Below are 15,595 nucleotides of genomic sequence, written 5' to 3' on the forward strand. Positions count from 1 at the left end.
TTTTTATTTGTAACTTCATTCTTCTAATCAATTATATTGCTTCATGGCAAAATCTTTATCACCTTTCACCAAACAACAATTACTTCCACAAGAAGAAACGCTTGAAATTCTGAAACATAAACAAGAATTGTTTATTGGAATTCCAAAAGAAACTTCATATCAAGAAAAGCGTGTTTGTTTAACACCAGATGCTGTTGCTGCACTTGTGGCACACGGACATCGTGTGTTAATTGAAAGTTGCGCTGGAAAAGAAGCAAATTTTTCAGATAAAGATTATACCGAAGCTGGTGGAGAAATTACAAATGACACTCGAAAAGTGTTCTCCTGCCCTATTATCTTAAAAGTTGAACCACCAACGTTGGCTGAATTAGAATTGTTGAATCCACAAACGATTTTAATTTCTGCATTACAGATTAAAATTCGTTCCAAAAAATATTTTGAAACATTAGCAAGCAAACGCGTTACAGCATTGGCTTTTGAATATATTAAAGATGAAGACGGAACGTACCCTGCTGTACGATCATTAAGTGAAATTGCTGGAACTGCCTCTGTTTTAATTGCCTCCGAATTAATGGCTAATGTCAATAATGGTAACGGATTAATGCTAGGAAACATCAGTGGAGTTCCACCTGCTGAAGTTGTAATTGTTGGCGCTGGTACTGTTGGAGAATTTGCCTCTCGTTCTGCTTTAGGATTGGGTGCAAATGTAAAAGTTTTTGATAATTCAATTACCAAATTGCGCTGTATTCAAACGAATTTAGGAAGACCAATTTATACATCTACAATTCAACCAAAAAATTTATTGAAAGCATTAAAACGTTGCGATGTTTTAATTGGTGCTGTTCGCGGAAAAAACAGATCTCCGATTCTAGTTTCCGAAACTATGGTGGAGAATATGAAAAAAGGCGCAGTAATTATTGATGTGAGTATTGATATGGGCGGTTGCATAGAAACAAGTGAAATTACAACACACGATCATCCTACTTTTGAAAAACATGGAGTGATTCATTATTGTGTTCCAAATATCCCAGCTAGATATTCCAGAACTGCCTCTGTATCAATAAGTAACATATTCACGCCTTATTTATTAAAAATTGCCGAAGATGGCGGATTAGAAAATTCGCTGCGTTTTGACAAAGGATTAAAAAATGGGTTGTACTTTTACCACGGGGTTTTAACCAATAAATCAGTAGCAGATTGGTTTAGCCTTCCGTATACAGATATTAATTTTCTAATTTTTTAGTAGATGAGCAGTCTTTTAAGACGTACAGGTTTTTATTTAGGTGGAGTTGCAATCGGATTGGTCATTTTTGCTTTTCTAATTCGTGGACGTGGTGTAACATGTGAATTTAATTATCTTCCAAATGCGCGTACACTAAAGAATATACGAATGAAAGAGCGCCATTTTTCGCCCGAAATTCACCAATTAATCGATAATAAAGAAATTGATACTTCCGAAATTTCAAACATCCTAACATATGGAGATGTAGATTTTTCTAGAAGTAAGGTTAAAATTGACAGCTGTAAATTATATATTATAGAAGGAATGTTGCGCAATAAAGAAATTGAACTTACCATATTGAATTGTGATAGTACTGCGCAAATTCAAACAATTAAAATGATTGATTAAATCTATTTTATTCTTTTAAGTTTCCGTAAATATCTAATTCAATTACTTCTCCTTTGCCAAACTTACTAATTTCATCTAGTTGTGTTTCTTTATCACCAACAACTAAATAAAACATATCTGATTCATCAATATACTCCTTTATAATTTCCTGAAAATCAACCAATTTCATGTCAACTAGTTCTTTTTGATTTTCTTCCAAGTAACTAAACGACCTATCATATTTACTAATTTGTTGTAAAATTTTAATTTTATCGCTTAATTCTTCATAATCTTTCGCACTACTTTTTAAGACTTTATTTTTAGTAATTACAACTTCATTTTCTGAAAAATCCTTTCCATAATTACCAATCAAATCTTCAATAATTTTTAATGATGGTAATGTAGCATTTGCCCTAACACTCGTTTGCGCAACAAAAGGTGCTTTCTCCTCTAATTTCTGTAAAAAAGAATAAGCTCCATAAGTATATCCTTTTTCAATTCGTAATGTCTGAAACAAACGTCCGCTTGATCCGCCACCAAGAACTTGATTTGCATATTCAAGATTATTATACTCAGAATTTGCTTCTGAAAGTCCCAATTTACCTGTATAAATCACAGATTGTTTTGCTCCAGGAAAATCAATAAAAAACAACTTCCCTGCATGTTCTTGCACTGGCAATTCATACGTTGGAAACGACACTTCTTTTGTTTGCCAGTTTTCTCCTAAACTCGCAAACGATTCGTTCACTTTAGTTTTATCAATAGCTCCTGCAACATGAACATTCACCAAATCTGCAGAAATATTTTTAGCAAAAAAGTCTTTTAAATCAACTATTGAGATGTTTTTTACAGTTTCTGTTGTTCCTAGACTTGGAATTCCTAAAATATGATTTTCACCATAAATAAGTTTTCTAAACGACTGATAAGCAACCGTTCTAGGATTTGCCTCTCGCCCTTTAAGGCTTGTCAACAATGCTCCTTTTAGTCTTACAAACTCAGCTTCATCCCATCGTGGATGTAATATGATTTCTTCAACTAATTCAATTGTTTTCTCAAAATTCTCTGCCAAACAATTTCCAGAGATAAACATTCCTTCATCTCTGCTTCTTACAAAAATGCTGGCACCCAACATTTCAATAGCTTCCTCTAACTCAGAAGGTGTCTTAAATTCAGTGCCTTCCATCAACAAAGCACCTAATAAATTCGCTAATCCTGCTTTGTCTTTTGGATCTAAATAGTGACCGCCATCAATTGATATATCGAATGAAACCAATGGAACTTCATTATTTTCAATTCCATAAACCTTAATTCCATTTGCGAGCTGACTTGTCCAAATTTTTGGTGATTTAAACAACGGTAATTCGCCAAATGGCGGCTCAGAACGGTCATGTTTTGTTACCGTTTTTTCATAACTAGCTACTTCTCCTTGCCCAACTTCCTCATTTACTTTCCCTTGCACAATTTCTTCTTGATATACTTCAGCTTTTACAGCATCTTTCATTACCAGATCTAGTTGTCCTTTAGGAACAAATGAAGTCATTACATAATTTTTATCTTTGATATATGTATTGTAAACCCTAATTACATCTTCTTTTGTAACTGCTTTAGTATACTTTGCTTCTTTTAGCACATGTGCAGGATCATTTGCATATACATTACCATTTGCCAAAGCAAATGCCTTGTCTTTTACAGACTCATTTTGTTTATACAACTGAACTTCTTGCTGCGCCTTGATTCTTTTTAATTGTGCATCATCAAAAGTGTTTTCAAAATCTAACAATGCATTGTCAATTCCTTTTTTAATTTCATTTAAATCTACACCAGCATTTCCTCTTATTCTAAATACAAATTCTCCTGCCAATTCACTACTAGAGTTATATGACGACACATTTGGTGCTAATTTTTTTGAAGTAATAATTTCTTTATATAAAGGAGATTTTTTATTTCCACTTAACACTTGACCTAAAATATCTAGTGCATATTGATCTTTATGATACATTTCTACTGTTGGAAATACCAAACGAATTTCAGGTAACTTTGCAAAATTATCCTCAAAATATAACGATTTTGTTTCTGTTAGAACTACTGGCAATGGTACTAATTTCGGAACATCTTTTCCTTTTTTAATTTCACCAAACCATTTTTGAACCGATTTTTTAGTTTCTTCAATATCTATATCACCTGCAATTACCAACGTGGCATTGTTTGGCCCATAATATTCACTATAAAATTCTTTTACATCTTCTAATGTTGCTGCCTGTAAATCTTGCAAAGAACCTATAACATTCCAATTATATGGATGGTTTTTTGGATATAAATTTGCTTTAATTACTTCGGATGTAAAACCATATGGAACATTGTCATAGTTTTGACGTTTTTCGTTCTTTACAACTTGTTTTTCACGCTCTAAAGCTTCTTCTGTTACAGTATTAATCATATAACCCAATCGATCAGAATCAATCCAAAGAATTTTTTCAAAAGCATCTTTTGGCACAACTTCATAATAAATAGTTCCATCTGACCAAGTAGCTCCATTTCGGCTACCGCCCCATTGTGGAATTACTTTTCTATTAGAACCTCTAGGCACATTTTCAGAATCGTTAAATGCCATATGCTCAAAGAAATGCGCAAACCCTGTTTTCCCAAGTTTTTCCCTATTAGAACCAACATGCATTAACGTCGCTACAGCAATCATAGGATCTGAATGATCTTCATGAAGTACAACTTCGAGTCCATTATCTAGTGTAAATTTCTCATAGGATAATGAAAAATTCGATTCTTTTTCTGTTATCGTGGGTTTTTCATTTTTGCATGCATACATCAATATGAGTAATAGCACAGTAAGTGCTAACTTTGGGTGGGTGGTTTTCATAGGTTGGCAATTTATTGGTATAGGTTAATTGGTTATTTCAAAAAATAGAAACTGTAAACTACAATTTCCGTCTTTTCCTTTCTTGTTTTAATAGACTTAATTCTCTAGATGTTTGACCCGCTACAGAAGTATTTTCTTCCGCCCTTCTTATTAAATATGGCATTACATCTCTTACAGGACCAAATGGCAAGTATTTAGCAACATTATACCCTTCTGCTGCCAAATTAAAACTAATATGATCACTCATTCCATATAATTGACCAAACCAAACACGTGAATCATTATTTTCAACTTGCTTCGTTTTCATAATTTCTGCCACTTTATATGAACTCTCTTCATTATGCGTTCCCGCAAAAACAGCCATACAATCTAAATGGTTTAACATATATATTACACCAGCATCGAAGTTTTCATCTGTTGCTTGTTTTGATATGCATATAGGAGATTTGTACCCTAACTCTTCTGCTCTATTATTTTCCTTTTCCATATAAGCGCCACGTACTAGTTTCATTCCAATATGAAATCCTTGCGCTTTGGCATCTATATGTAGTTGTTTTAAATAGTCTAGACGATCCCAACGATACATTTGTAACGTGTTGTACACTATTGGTTTCTCTTTATTATACTTTCGCATCATATCTGCAACAATAGCGTCTGCAGCATCTTGCATCCAGCTTTCTTCTCCGTCAATCAATAAAGCAACATCCATTTCATGTGCTTTTTTACAAACAATATCAAAACGATTTATAACCCGATTCCATTCTTCTTTTTCGTCTGAGGTTAATTCTTTCCCTTCCCCAACTTTTTGATATAATGAAATTCGCCCAAACCCAGTTGGTTTAAAAACGGCAAACGGAATTGCTTGTTTCTCTTTTACGAAGTTTAAGATTTTCAAGATTTTTTCTAGTGTAGCATCAAATTGCGCTTCTTCTTCTTTTCCTTCTACAGAATAATCCAACACACTGCAAACTCCTTTCTGAAACATATTGTCAACTACAGGAATACATTCTTCCTCAGTTGTTCCTCCACAAAAATGATCAAAAACAGTAGCTCTGATCAAACTTTCAACTGGCAAATGTGCTTTGATAGCAAAATTTGTAACTGCGGTTCCAATACGAACTAATGGTTGATTTGCGATAAGTTTAAATAAAAAATAAGCTCTTTCGAGTTGAGAATCTGTTTTTAGTGCAAAAGCATTCTCGGTATTATTGAAAATTTGGTCCATTTATAAATAATTACTATCACAAATATAGTTATTGAATTATTATTATTTTGTTTAAAAAAGGCTTTATTTTGTGACGATATAAAGTTTTTTCTAGTTTATGAATTCTATTCAAGCAGCGAACTATTTCGTTCATTTCAATTCAAATTGTTACACGAAACTCCACGAGCATTTACAAGATAGCAATTATTCTAAGATTTTTATCTTAGTTGATACACATACACACGAATTTTGCTTGCCAAATTTTTTGGCGGTATTAGCAACAGAAACTCCTATTGAAGTTATTGAAATTACAGCTGGAGAAATTCATAAAAATATAGAAACATGCACAGGCGTTTGGAATGTTCTTTCTGAGTTGAATGCTGATAGAAAAAGCCTCATGATTAATGTTGGCGGCGGCGTTGTAACGGATCTTGGTGGATTTGTTGCTTCAACTTTTAAACGTGGAATTTCATATATTAACGTTCCTACTTCTTTATTAGCAATGGTTGACGCTTCTGTTGGCGGAAAAACGGGCGTTGATTTGGGTACATTAAAGAATCAAATTGGCGTGATTAATATTCCAGAAATGGTATTGATTGACACTTCATTTTTAGATTCATTACCAGCAAATGAAATGCGAAGCGGTTTGGCAGAAATGCTAAAACACGGATTGATTTATGATGAAGCTTATTGGACTAAAATGATTAATCTTTCAAATTTCACCATTGAAGATTTAGATATATTGATTCATGAATCTGTTCAGATTAAAAATAGCGTTGTCACAGAAGATCCAACCGAAAAAGGACTTCGTAAGATTCTGAATTTTGGACATACACTTGGACATGCTATTGAATCGTATTTGTTAACACATGAAACAAAAAAAGCACTTTTGCACGGAGAAGCTATTGCTGTCGGAATGATTTTAGCTTGTTATATTTCAAACCAACAAGAACAATTTCCAACAGAAAAACTAACCGAAGTTAAAAAGGTGATTTTAGACATGTACGGAAAAGTTCAGTTTGATAATTCTGATTATGAAGCAATTATCGAATTGATGAAATACGACAAAAAGAATTCTCATGGAAACATTAATTTTGTTTTATTGAACGATATCGGAACACCTGTTTTAGATAAGATTGTACCAAATACTACAATCATAAACGCTTTTAACTTTTACAATTCTTAACCTTAAAAAGACGTTAAGGTGTCATTTAATTTTTCTTTTCAAAAAAAATAGTTGTACTTTTAGTATAATCTAATTAGTAAAAGATTCCCACTATTTACCTATGACCGTAGTATTAATTTTAAACAATTATTCCTATGAGAAAAGCAATCATAGATTATAAGAAAGTGACACCTGAAATTCTTCAGCTTTTACAAGAACGCTATCCTGGCGGCTATAGAGATCGTGATATTGTTATATTTGATGATCATCACAATAACACTATTGAAGCCGTTGAAGTGAAAACAACAGATACAATTTACTTAGTAAAAGTTAGTAGCAAGTTACATTACACCATGACAAATATTTCTACTGAATCAAATGATTTAGAAGAAATTGCTCCTGATACTATTGAAGATTTTTCGGAAGAATGATTTTTATAAATAACGCTCCTTAATAACGTTCATGTGGTGACGCTCATGACCTGTAATAACGTGCGCAATAGCGCGAACGGACATATCACTTCCGCTTGCAACTCCTACTCTTGCCAACATTTCATCTGAAAACCCTTGAAACATCGTGATTGTCGCTTGACGAATTGCATTATATTCACGCAACATTCCCATACTATTACGCTCATTTGCGCCCGAATACGGAACATAATCATCTTGTTCATATCCTGGCAATTCAGTCTTGTCATTTCGCGCAAAGCGTAACGCTCTATTGCAAAAAATACGTTCTGTATCCATAATGTGCTGCAATACTTCTTTTATTGTCCATTTTCCTTCAGCATATGCACTTTTTAACTTTTCTTCAGTTAGCGAAGCCATTAAATCATTAACCTCAATTAATCCTTTTTCTAAAAAATCAAGAACATTTTCGCCTTCATAAGATTGAATGTATTGTGTATAATATGGATTGTACTCTGTAGTTTCTGGAAATGGTATCATGTAGTTTGCATTTTTGAATGCTAAAAATACTACTATTTTGATTGATATTGAAAGATTGAATAATTAAAAATTCAATACTTAAATTTCAATAATAAAAATTAATTTTTAAACAGATGAATCCAAATTATTCTGGAAATTCGCATGTTAAAAAACGACAATCCAATCATTCCAGCCGCAATCATTAAGAAGATTTGAAGATTATCATTAAATTGAAATACGTGTACAAGTATCATATACAAACCAACAGCCTGTGCTACCGTTAACATATAACTTACATACATTGCTCCGAAAAAATAACCTGGTTCTTTTTCAAACTTATATCCGCAAACTGTACAGTTTTCATACATTTTTGGCATTCTCATCTTATATAACAATCCTTTTTTTTCAAAAATTTTTCCTTTACTACAGTTAGGACAGGTTCCATGACAGATATTTCCTATTGCGCTTCTCATGTTTTCTATATTTTATACAAAGTTAGAAATCAGTTGATTGAAATAAAGTTTGTATTTTCGCATTTTATAGCACAAAAAAGACATTTACACATACTATGCAATTATTACCTGTTTATAATATTTCGCAGTTTAAGGATGAAGATTCAAGCAAACATCTGTATTGCAATCGATTTCAAGAACATTTGCGCACACATCCGTTTATTGAAAAGCCGCATAAGCATGATTTTCACCTAGTTGTCGTATTTACAAAAGGAACAGGAACACATGTTGTCGATTTTAACACGTTTCAAATTAACCCTGGAAGTGTATTTGTATTACAACCTGGGCAAATGCATCATTGGAATTTATCAAAAGATATAGACGGTTATATTTTATTTCATTCAAAAGAATTTTACAATGTACATTTTAGACATAAGCAGGTGAATGATTATCCGTTTTACTTTTCTACATATAATACTCCAGAATTGCATTTGAATACAACACAGATTGAAATGGTGTCTTCATTTTTTGAAATGATTTTGAAAGAATTTCACTCAAAAGAATTATTTAGAGAACACGCAGTTTTGAGTTTGCTCGATTTAATATACATTGAACTATCACGTCACTATGTAACGTCTACGCAGTTACAAATCAAGCGTTCTCACACGATTTTACGAAACTTTGAACAATCACTTGAACAGTTTTACAAACATGAAAAGAAACCTTCTTTTTACGCTTCAAACTTACATATTACACTAAAACATTTGAATCGTGTTTGTAAAGAAACCTTGCAAAAAACAGCTACTATTGTGATTACAGATCGAATTATTTTAGAAGCAAAACGATTGTTATTATCTCCTGAATTATCAGTAAACGAAATCGCAAACCGTCTTGGATTTGAGGATTACTCTTATTTTTCACGATTATTTAAGCAAAAAACACAAGAAACACCTTCAAGCTTTAGAAGCTCAACATATTAATCATTAAAATTTATAAACAAAATAAGAAGCTATTCTGTAAATAGCTTCTTATGAATTCTTGTATTTTAATTTAAAAATTTATAAGCATATTCTTATTGAACAACCTATTTGAGTAGGTTCGCAAGTTTTTGTACAAACTAACCCAGTTTGACATGGTCTTGTATATTTCGAATAAAGGGCTATATCTGTTGGTCTCGTAGTACACGCTCCAGCTGTTAATAGCGTTCCACCTTGAATTTGTTGTTTTTCAAAGTGTGATACTACATTTTTGTTGAACTTTAACTTTTTTAAATCGTTCTTCTTTTTTTTCATGATTTTCGTTTTACAGGTTTATAACCTTACAAAAGTCTTATAATTCAGAATCTTATAAAAGAGTTGTAACACGGAGACCACTAAGGACTTGCACCTAATTTATACAGGAAAAATCCCTATAAACTACAGTAAACCATCATTTTAAAAGTGTTATTCAATGTTTAAAAATACACTACATCATAAAAAAAGCCTAATAACAATATTATTATTAGGCTTTAGTATTTATACTATGTTTTGATTTTAATTATATTCTAGATAATCATGGATCCGCATCAAGTGCGGAATGACAAATATTTAAAAATCTAACTTCAAAGCACTTCTCGATACAATTTTTCTTCATTCCATTCTAAAAAATCACTCGAAATGACGCTTAGAACATCAAGCAGCACCAAAACTTTAAATTCTTGAATCTTTAAATATTTGAATCGAGCGAAGCGTGTCTAAACTACGCTGAATTACGACTCGCATTAATGTTTCCAAATAGCGAACGTGTGACCATTTTTTCAAAGATTTCAAGCTCTTTTTCATTGGCTTTAGGATCTTTTTGTAATTCTTGAATTTTGCGCAATGCATATTGTTGAATCGTTAATAATGGCAATACAATCTTTTCACGTGCATGAATTGATGCTTTTCCAGCTTGTTGATTTTCCATTAGTTCCTCGTAACCTGTTACCTTTAACAGCATGCGCTTCGTACGTTTGTATTCTTCGAAAACAATCGTCCAGAATTCACCAAACTCTTCATTATCTTTCATATATGCCGTTAACTTAAAGAAAGACTTCGTTAAGCTCATCATACTGTTTTCAAGTAATGTGCGGAAGAAAGATGAGTTTTTATACAAATCTTCAACCTGACCAAATTCCCCATTCTTTTCCATGTGTTCAAGCGCTGTTCCAACTCCATAAAAACCTGGAACATTTTGTTTCAACTGACTCCAACTTCCCACAAATGGGATAGCACGTAAGTCTGAGAAATTGAACTCTTTAGACTTAGATCGTTTTGATGGACGACTTCCAATATTTGTTTTTGCATAGTATTTTAACGTACTCATTCGTTCTAAATACGGCAAAAACATTGGGTGACTTTTAAACGCTACATATGTATCATAACTCACTTTAGCGAGTGTTTCCATCGTCTTTTTATCATCTGTAGAAAATTCCGCTTTAGCGTCTGAAAATATTTCATTTGAGATTCCTGAACTCAACAATTGCTCTAAGTTGTATTGACATGATTCTAATGTCCCAAAGTTGGAACTTATCGTCTGCCCTTGTACTGTTAGCTGAATTTCTTCATCTTCTACAGTATTCCCTAAAGAAGCGTAGAATTGGTGTGTTTTTCCACCTCCACGCGCTGGTGGTCCACCTCTACCGTCAAAGAATATTACTTTGATTCCGTATTCGCGTGAAATTGCTGTCAGCTCTTCTTTTGCTTTGAAAATACTCCAATTCGCCATTAAATAACCTCCATCTTTGGTTCCATCAGAGAAACCTAACATAATGTATTGCTTGTTTCCTCGACGTTTTAAATGCTCCGAATACGCTTCATTTTTGTATAACGTTTGCATTACAGCTTTCGCCGCTTGTAAATCTGGAACTGTTTCAAATAATGGCGAAACATCAACAGCTGGTTGTTGCCAATCGCACAAGCGTAACATTGCAAAGGCTTCCATTACGTGAACTGCCGATTGATTGTTACTGATAATATAACGATTTGCACCACGTTCACCATTCTGCTTTTGAATGGTTTTCATGGCGTAAATTGATGAAATTGTAGAATTTGTAATTTCTTCTTCAAAATATTCAGGTTGAATAACTTCTGAAATATTTGTCAGTAGTTTTACTTTTTCATCTGCTGTTGCAGTTGCATATGCTTCTGAAAACAAAGGATTTCCTTTCGATTCCATTATAGCTGCAATATTCTCAAACACACCTTCATGCACTCTTGAATCTTGACGAATGTCTAACATTGCAAAGTGATATCCAAATAGTTTTACTTTATTGATTAAATCGTCTATTTCCGGACGAAATAATGATTGATGCTTTTCTATTACAATCGTTTTAATTGCTTTCAATTCGTCTTCAAACGCTGTAAGCGACAACATTCCTTCTTCTTTACGCAAGTATACATTGTCATACAACATGCGTTCTAAACGCGCCAAACGCTTCTCTACACCGTCAAACGTAAGTCTACGTTTTAGCTTACGAATGTCTCTGTAATAGTTTAGCAAAATTGTACTTCGCAAACGTTGTGCTACTTTTAGCGTAATTTCAGTTGTTACAAACGGATTTCCATCACGATCACCACCTGGCCAAAAACCTAAATCAATAACCTGATTATCTATTTCCTCGTCTTTGAAAATATTTTGCTGAATGTAGTTGTATATTTTACTCGCAGAATGATAGAATACATTCTCTAAATACCAAATTAAGCTCACAGCTTCATCATACGGCGTTGGTTTTTCTTTTTTGAAAAATGGTGTTTTCCCAAGTTGTGCTAATAATTTTTTAATCGTTAGTAAATCATCTTTTTCTATAGCTTCCGCAAGATCTGTAATGATTCCCAATACTTGTCCAGGATAAAACTGTGTTGGATGTGCTGTTAACACTGGACGAACTTTAAAGCGTTTTAGATATGTTTTTAGCGCATCAAGTTTTTGCTTCTCTTCTGCTTCTTCTTTTATGTTTCGAAGCGTTCCACGTCCATCCATATTATTCACAATTGCAAAAGAAGCATCTTCTACAGCATCAAACAATACTACTTGACGCTCAATAAATTGGATAAAACGAAATAATAAAGCTATTTTTTCTTCTTCTGTTTTATCTTGTTCTACGTAACGCTCAAAGAACTTTTGTACGATTTCTGATGGGTTTTTATCTATTGCGTATCCTTTTTCACAAATCTCACTAAATAAAGGCAATAAAACACCTGTATTTGAGATTCCAGCAAAAGGTAACGTCATAAATATGCTGTTATAGATTTGATATTTTGCGGAGACATTTTCTTGAAAACGTTCTAATTTTGGCTTGCGAGACATTTGTTTTCTGGTTTAAGTATGATTTTGTTAAATAAATAATGTAATTCTGTGATTAGTCAATCTTTAATTTTGAATTCATCTTGAGGACTTCTCAAAATTAGGTTTCACTAATAAAAAAACCCTCACACGAAAAATGCAAGGGTTTAGCTATGTGTTTCGTTTTCCCTTATAAATCGTTGAAGATTGAATGCATCAAGCGGTTTTTATCGTTGATACTTTCTTCCAATGAAATCATTGTTTCCGTACGCGATACACCTTCAATATCATCAATCATAAAGATGATATCTTTTGCGTGTTTTGTATGCTTTGCACGTACTTTACAAAAAATATTGAATTTTCCTGTAGTGATATGCGCTACAGTGATATATGGAATTTCGTGTATTCTATTTAATACAAATTTTGTTTGTGATGTTTTCTCTAAGAAAATACCAACATATGCAATAAATGAATATCCAAGTTTTTGATAGTCTAATGTTAATGAAGAACCTCTAATAATTCCTGCTTCTTCTAATTTTTTAACACGAACGTGAACAGTTCCTGCCGAGATTAATAATTTTTTTGCGATGTCTGTAAATGGAATTCTAGTATTCTCTATCAGCATGTCTAATATCTGATGATCCACTTCATCTAATCTAAATTTTGCCATGATTATCTTATATTATTTTTTAAAGATAATGCAAAAAAAACAAAAAAAAGTGAATAATAATGCATAAAAACCATGAAGATATGTTAACTAATTGTCAATTTTATTGAATTTTCTTAAATATTCGTTAACCTCTATATCCAACGAAAACGATTGAAATATAGAGCTTTGAGCGTTTGCCTTTTGAAAATCAATAATGCGATGAGCGAACATTTTTTTTAATATTTTTTTATCTTCAATATACGGTTCGAAGTCAATTTTACCATTTTTTAAGATTTCTTTGTACATAACACCAATATCAAAAACTTCTTTTTCGTCAGTTTGAAGGTTTTTTAAAACAACATCATAATGCTGTTTTTCATTTTCAGGAATTTCAAAATACGCGTCTGTATACTTCCCTGTAATTTCTGCGGAAGTTATGTATTGAATTGCTTCTATTAATGCATAAAATATCAACTCACGTACTTTTTCTCGTTGGTAATCGTCTGGAAAATGTCCCGCTTCAAATAAAACCGTAGGTGTTCCAAGTGCTTGAAACGTATCTCCAACACAGTTTAAATTGAATCCATCATCATAACGTCCTATATGATTAGGAATGAGTTTTTGTAGCATTTCGTTCATTTTAATAATGATTTCCATGCTTTTTTGACGATTTGGTGTAATAGAACGCTTTTCATCTTCAGATGGCGTTAGAAATGACACAATTGCTGATTTATCATGATTTCCTGCACTAAATATAGTTCGTTGTCCATGTAAGTTGAAACAATAATCAGGTTGAAACGCATCGTATATCGTTTTTAAAACAACACTTTCTGGTTGAGTTAATGCTTGTGCATCACGATTTAAATCAATTTCATTGGCATTTTCTCGCGTATATGCAGCCGAACCATCAGGATTTAACATCGGAATTACACAAATAGTACATTCTTTTAAAATCGATTTTACAATTTCCGAATCTTCATTTAAGAAGTTTAATAAGTCAAAAACTGCCTTCGTAGTTGTCGATTCGTTTCCGTGCATTTGCGACCACATCAATATTTTTTTTGAACCATTTCCAATCGATAGGGAATGAATAGGATGTTCTAATACAGAAACTCCAATTTGCTGTACATTGAATTTTGAAGGCAGTTTTTCTAATAACGGAGAAATATTATTTAAGGTAATATAACGACCGTGTAGCGATGCTTCAAAATGTTTGCGATACCAATTCGCTAAGTGATGTGTATACATTATATGTTGAATTACAGGTTACAAATGTAAACACTATTTAATTTACAATTGTAAACAGTTTAATTCAACACATCTGTTTAGTATTGTAAACAGTATTCGTTTTCAGAGCATATATTTTCCATCTAAAAACTGCAAAATTAACCACCTGAATTCATTAGTGTTTTAATGATCTTATTTTCAATAAATTAAATACATTTACTTAAAGTAATTTATAACTTATAATTTTGAATTAACATTGTTTACTTGTATAAGCAACATAAACTATTTACTTTTGTAAACATATTAATTCTATAATACTTGTTTACAATGATAAACACTGCTGATTTTTCTAAAAGATTGAAAAAAGTTATCGATTATTACGGACTTTCGGCTTCTGCATTCTCTGATAAGTTAGGCGTGCAACGCTCTAGTATTTCACATATTTTATCTGGTAGAAACAAGCCAAGTTTAGAGTTTGTAATGAAAATTTTGAGTGCTTTTCCCGAAGTAGAATTGTATTGGTTAATGAATGGAAAAGGAAATTTCCCTAAAGTTTCTCAAGAAGAAATTGTATCAACTCCACTTCCAACTGCTACTCCAAAAATTGAAAAACAGGTTTCACAACAATCGTTGTCTTTGGAAGAAAAAGTAACTTCCACCATTCCATCAAATGGAAAAGCAATTGATAAGATTGTAATTTTTTATACTGATGGAACTTTTGAAGCTTATCAGAAATAGTAGTATTCTTTTTTAGCCGACTTAAATTTTTAGTTTCTTTGTAGTGATATTCATTTTAAAACTATAATCGGTGAAAAATTTCTTTTTTATCACTTGCCTTGCCCTACTTTTGACTTCTTGTTATTCTGTGGAACGAAACTGCAAAAATTTTCAAACGGGAACTTTTGAATTTACATATGAAATTAATGGAGAAACGAAAACTGGAAGATCTATTCGTACAGATTCGTTGAGTATTGATTATTATGATAATAAAATTGATACGTTTACCATTCGTTGGGTAAATGAATGTGAGTTTGTTGGTAGAAAGCTACATCCAATTGATTTTAGAGACAGCAAACCAATTCAGATGAAAATCATTTCTACGACTGAGAACACGTATTTATTAGAGTATTCGTTGTTAGAAGATCAGAAAAATAAAAAACGTGGAACTGTAACCAAGCTTGAGTAATTT

General features: G+C 32.4%; 15 protein-coding genes. 7 read left to right on the forward strand and 8 right to left on the reverse strand.

What is annotated here, in order from left to right:
• The first annotated feature begins 43 nt into the window (after positions 1–43).
• Both ACUUYC_RS19895 and ACUUYC_RS19900 read left to right on the forward strand, forming a co-directional pair.
• Positions 44–1,243, forward strand: coding sequence for an alanine dehydrogenase (locus ACUUYC_RS19895; protein WP_474268674.1), 1,200 nt, complete (start codon positions 44–46; stop codon positions 1,241–1,243).
• 3 nt (positions 1,244–1,246) lie between these two features.
• Complete coding sequence (locus ACUUYC_RS19900) at positions 1,247–1,630, forward strand: hypothetical protein (RefSeq protein ID WP_474268676.1); 384 nt, start codon at positions 1,247–1,249, stop codon at positions 1,628–1,630.
• A 7-nt stretch (positions 1,631–1,637) separates the two neighbouring features.
• On the opposite strand, the gene ACUUYC_RS19905 is transcribed toward ACUUYC_RS19900, so the two are convergent.
• Both ACUUYC_RS19905 and ACUUYC_RS19910 read right to left on the reverse strand, forming a co-directional pair.
• Positions 1,638–4,481, reverse strand: a complete 2,844-nt coding sequence (locus tag ACUUYC_RS19905) for a M16 family metallopeptidase (RefSeq protein WP_474268678.1) — start codon at positions 4,479–4,481, stop codon at positions 1,638–1,640.
• Positions 4,482–4,539: 58 nt separating this feature from the next.
• Entirely contained in the window at positions 4,540–5,706 is a 1,167-nt protein-coding gene (locus ACUUYC_RS19910) for a proline dehydrogenase family protein (protein ID WP_474268680.1), read from the reverse strand.
• Positions 5,707–5,803: 97 nt separating this feature from the next.
• Here ACUUYC_RS19910 and aroB point away from each other — a divergent pair, with 97 nt between their 5' ends.
• Positions 5,804–6,871, forward strand: a complete 1,068-nt coding sequence (gene aroB, locus ACUUYC_RS19915; RefSeq protein WP_474268682.1) for a 3-dehydroquinate synthase — start codon at positions 5,804–5,806, stop codon at positions 6,869–6,871.
• A gap of 134 nt (positions 6,872–7,005) precedes the next feature.
• On the forward strand, positions 7,006–7,281 hold the full coding sequence (locus ACUUYC_RS19920; RefSeq protein ID WP_474268684.1) for a hypothetical protein: 276 nt from the start codon (positions 7,006–7,008) through the stop codon (positions 7,279–7,281).
• Between the two features lie 3 nt (positions 7,282–7,284).
• Here ACUUYC_RS19920 and ACUUYC_RS19925 read toward each other — a convergent pair whose 3' ends face one another.
• Both ACUUYC_RS19925 and ACUUYC_RS19930 read right to left on the reverse strand, forming a co-directional pair.
• Positions 7,285–7,797, reverse strand: a complete 513-nt coding sequence (locus ACUUYC_RS19925; protein ID WP_474268686.1) for a DinB family protein — start codon at positions 7,795–7,797, stop codon at positions 7,285–7,287.
• A 98-nt stretch (positions 7,798–7,895) separates the two neighbouring features.
• Positions 7,896–8,249 (reverse strand): DUF983 domain-containing protein, encoded by a 354-nt coding sequence (locus tag ACUUYC_RS19930; RefSeq protein WP_474268688.1) that lies wholly within the window; start codon positions 8,247–8,249, stop codon positions 7,896–7,898.
• Between the two features lie 95 nt (positions 8,250–8,344).
• Between ACUUYC_RS19930 and ACUUYC_RS19935 the strand changes: the two genes are divergently transcribed.
• A complete protein-coding gene (locus ACUUYC_RS19935; protein WP_474268690.1) occupies positions 8,345–9,208 on the forward strand; it encodes an AraC family transcriptional regulator in 864 nt (287 codons plus the stop codon).
• A gap of 78 nt (positions 9,209–9,286) precedes the next feature.
• On the opposite strand, the gene ACUUYC_RS19940 is transcribed toward ACUUYC_RS19935, so the two are convergent.
• The 4 genes from ACUUYC_RS19940 to ACUUYC_RS19955 all read right to left on the reverse strand — a co-directional run bounded on the left by ACUUYC_RS19940 (position 9,287) and on the right by ACUUYC_RS19955 (position 14,427).
• On the reverse strand, positions 9,287–9,520 hold the full coding sequence (locus tag ACUUYC_RS19940; protein WP_474268692.1) for a hypothetical protein: 234 nt from the start codon (positions 9,518–9,520) through the stop codon (positions 9,287–9,289).
• A 445-nt stretch (positions 9,521–9,965) separates the two neighbouring features.
• Complete coding sequence (locus tag ACUUYC_RS19945) at positions 9,966–12,554, reverse strand: phosphoenolpyruvate carboxylase (RefSeq protein ID WP_474268694.1); 2,589 nt, start codon at positions 12,552–12,554, stop codon at positions 9,966–9,968.
• Between the two features lie 166 nt (positions 12,555–12,720).
• Positions 12,721–13,200, reverse strand: a complete 480-nt coding sequence (locus ACUUYC_RS19950) for an Lrp/AsnC family transcriptional regulator (protein WP_474268696.1) — start codon at positions 13,198–13,200, stop codon at positions 12,721–12,723.
• 87 nt (positions 13,201–13,287) lie between these two features.
• Positions 13,288–14,427, reverse strand: coding sequence for a M14 family metallopeptidase (locus ACUUYC_RS19955; protein WP_474268698.1), 1,140 nt, complete (start codon positions 14,425–14,427; stop codon positions 13,288–13,290).
• 306 nt (positions 14,428–14,733) lie between these two features.
• Here ACUUYC_RS19955 and ACUUYC_RS19960 point away from each other — a divergent pair, with 306 nt between their 5' ends.
• On the forward strand, positions 14,734–15,144 hold the full coding sequence (locus ACUUYC_RS19960; RefSeq protein WP_474268700.1) for a helix-turn-helix domain-containing protein: 411 nt from the start codon (positions 14,734–14,736) through the stop codon (positions 15,142–15,144).
• 70 nt (positions 15,145–15,214) lie between these two features.
• On the forward strand, positions 15,215–15,592 hold the full coding sequence (locus ACUUYC_RS19965) for a hypothetical protein (protein WP_474268702.1): 378 nt from the start codon (positions 15,215–15,217) through the stop codon (positions 15,590–15,592).
• Positions 15,593–15,595 lie beyond the last annotated feature (3 nt).

This window comes from Kordia sp. E (assembly GCF_056033805.1).

Bases quoted from the DNA above. Each gene is read 5' to 3' on its own strand.
- ACUUYC_RS19895 (WP_474268674.1), top strand. From the start codon at position 44: ATGGCAAAATCTTTATCACCTTTCACCAAACAACAATTACTTCCACAA.
- ACUUYC_RS19935 (WP_474268690.1), top strand. From the start codon at position 8,345: ATGCAATTATTACCTGTTTATAATATTTCGCAGTTTAAGGATGAAGAT.
- ACUUYC_RS19955 (WP_474268698.1), bottom strand. From the start codon at position 14,427: ATGTATACACATCACTTAGCGAATTGGTATCGCAAACATTTTGAAGCA.
- ACUUYC_RS19920 (WP_474268684.1), top strand. From the start codon at position 7,006: ATGAGAAAAGCAATCATAGATTATAAGAAAGTGACACCTGAAATTCTT.
- ACUUYC_RS19930 (WP_474268688.1), bottom strand. From the start codon at position 8,249: ATGAGAAGCGCAATAGGAAATATCTGTCATGGAACCTGTCCTAACTGT.
- ACUUYC_RS19925 (WP_474268686.1), bottom strand. From the start codon at position 7,797: ATGATACCATTTCCAGAAACTACAGAGTACAATCCATATTATACACAA.
- ACUUYC_RS19910 (WP_474268680.1), bottom strand. From the start codon at position 5,706: ATGGACCAAATTTTCAATAATACCGAGAATGCTTTTGCACTAAAAACA.
- ACUUYC_RS19945 (WP_474268694.1), bottom strand. From the start codon at position 12,554: ATGTCTCGCAAGCCAAAATTAGAACGTTTTCAAGAAAATGTCTCCGCA.
- ACUUYC_RS19905 (WP_474268678.1), bottom strand. From the start codon at position 4,481: ATGAAAACCACCCACCCAAAGTTAGCACTTACTGTGCTATTACTCATA.
- aroB (WP_474268682.1), top strand. From the start codon at position 5,804: ATGAATTCTATTCAAGCAGCGAACTATTTCGTTCATTTCAATTCAAAT.
- ACUUYC_RS19950 (WP_474268696.1), bottom strand. From the start codon at position 13,200: ATGGCAAAATTTAGATTAGATGAAGTGGATCATCAGATATTAGACATG.
- ACUUYC_RS19940 (WP_474268692.1), bottom strand. From the start codon at position 9,520: ATGAAAAAAAAGAAGAACGATTTAAAAAAGTTAAAGTTCAACAAAAAT.
- ACUUYC_RS19960 (WP_474268700.1), top strand. From the start codon at position 14,734: ATGATAAACACTGCTGATTTTTCTAAAAGATTGAAAAAAGTTATCGAT.
- ACUUYC_RS19900 (WP_474268676.1), top strand. From the start codon at position 1,247: ATGAGCAGTCTTTTAAGACGTACAGGTTTTTATTTAGGTGGAGTTGCA.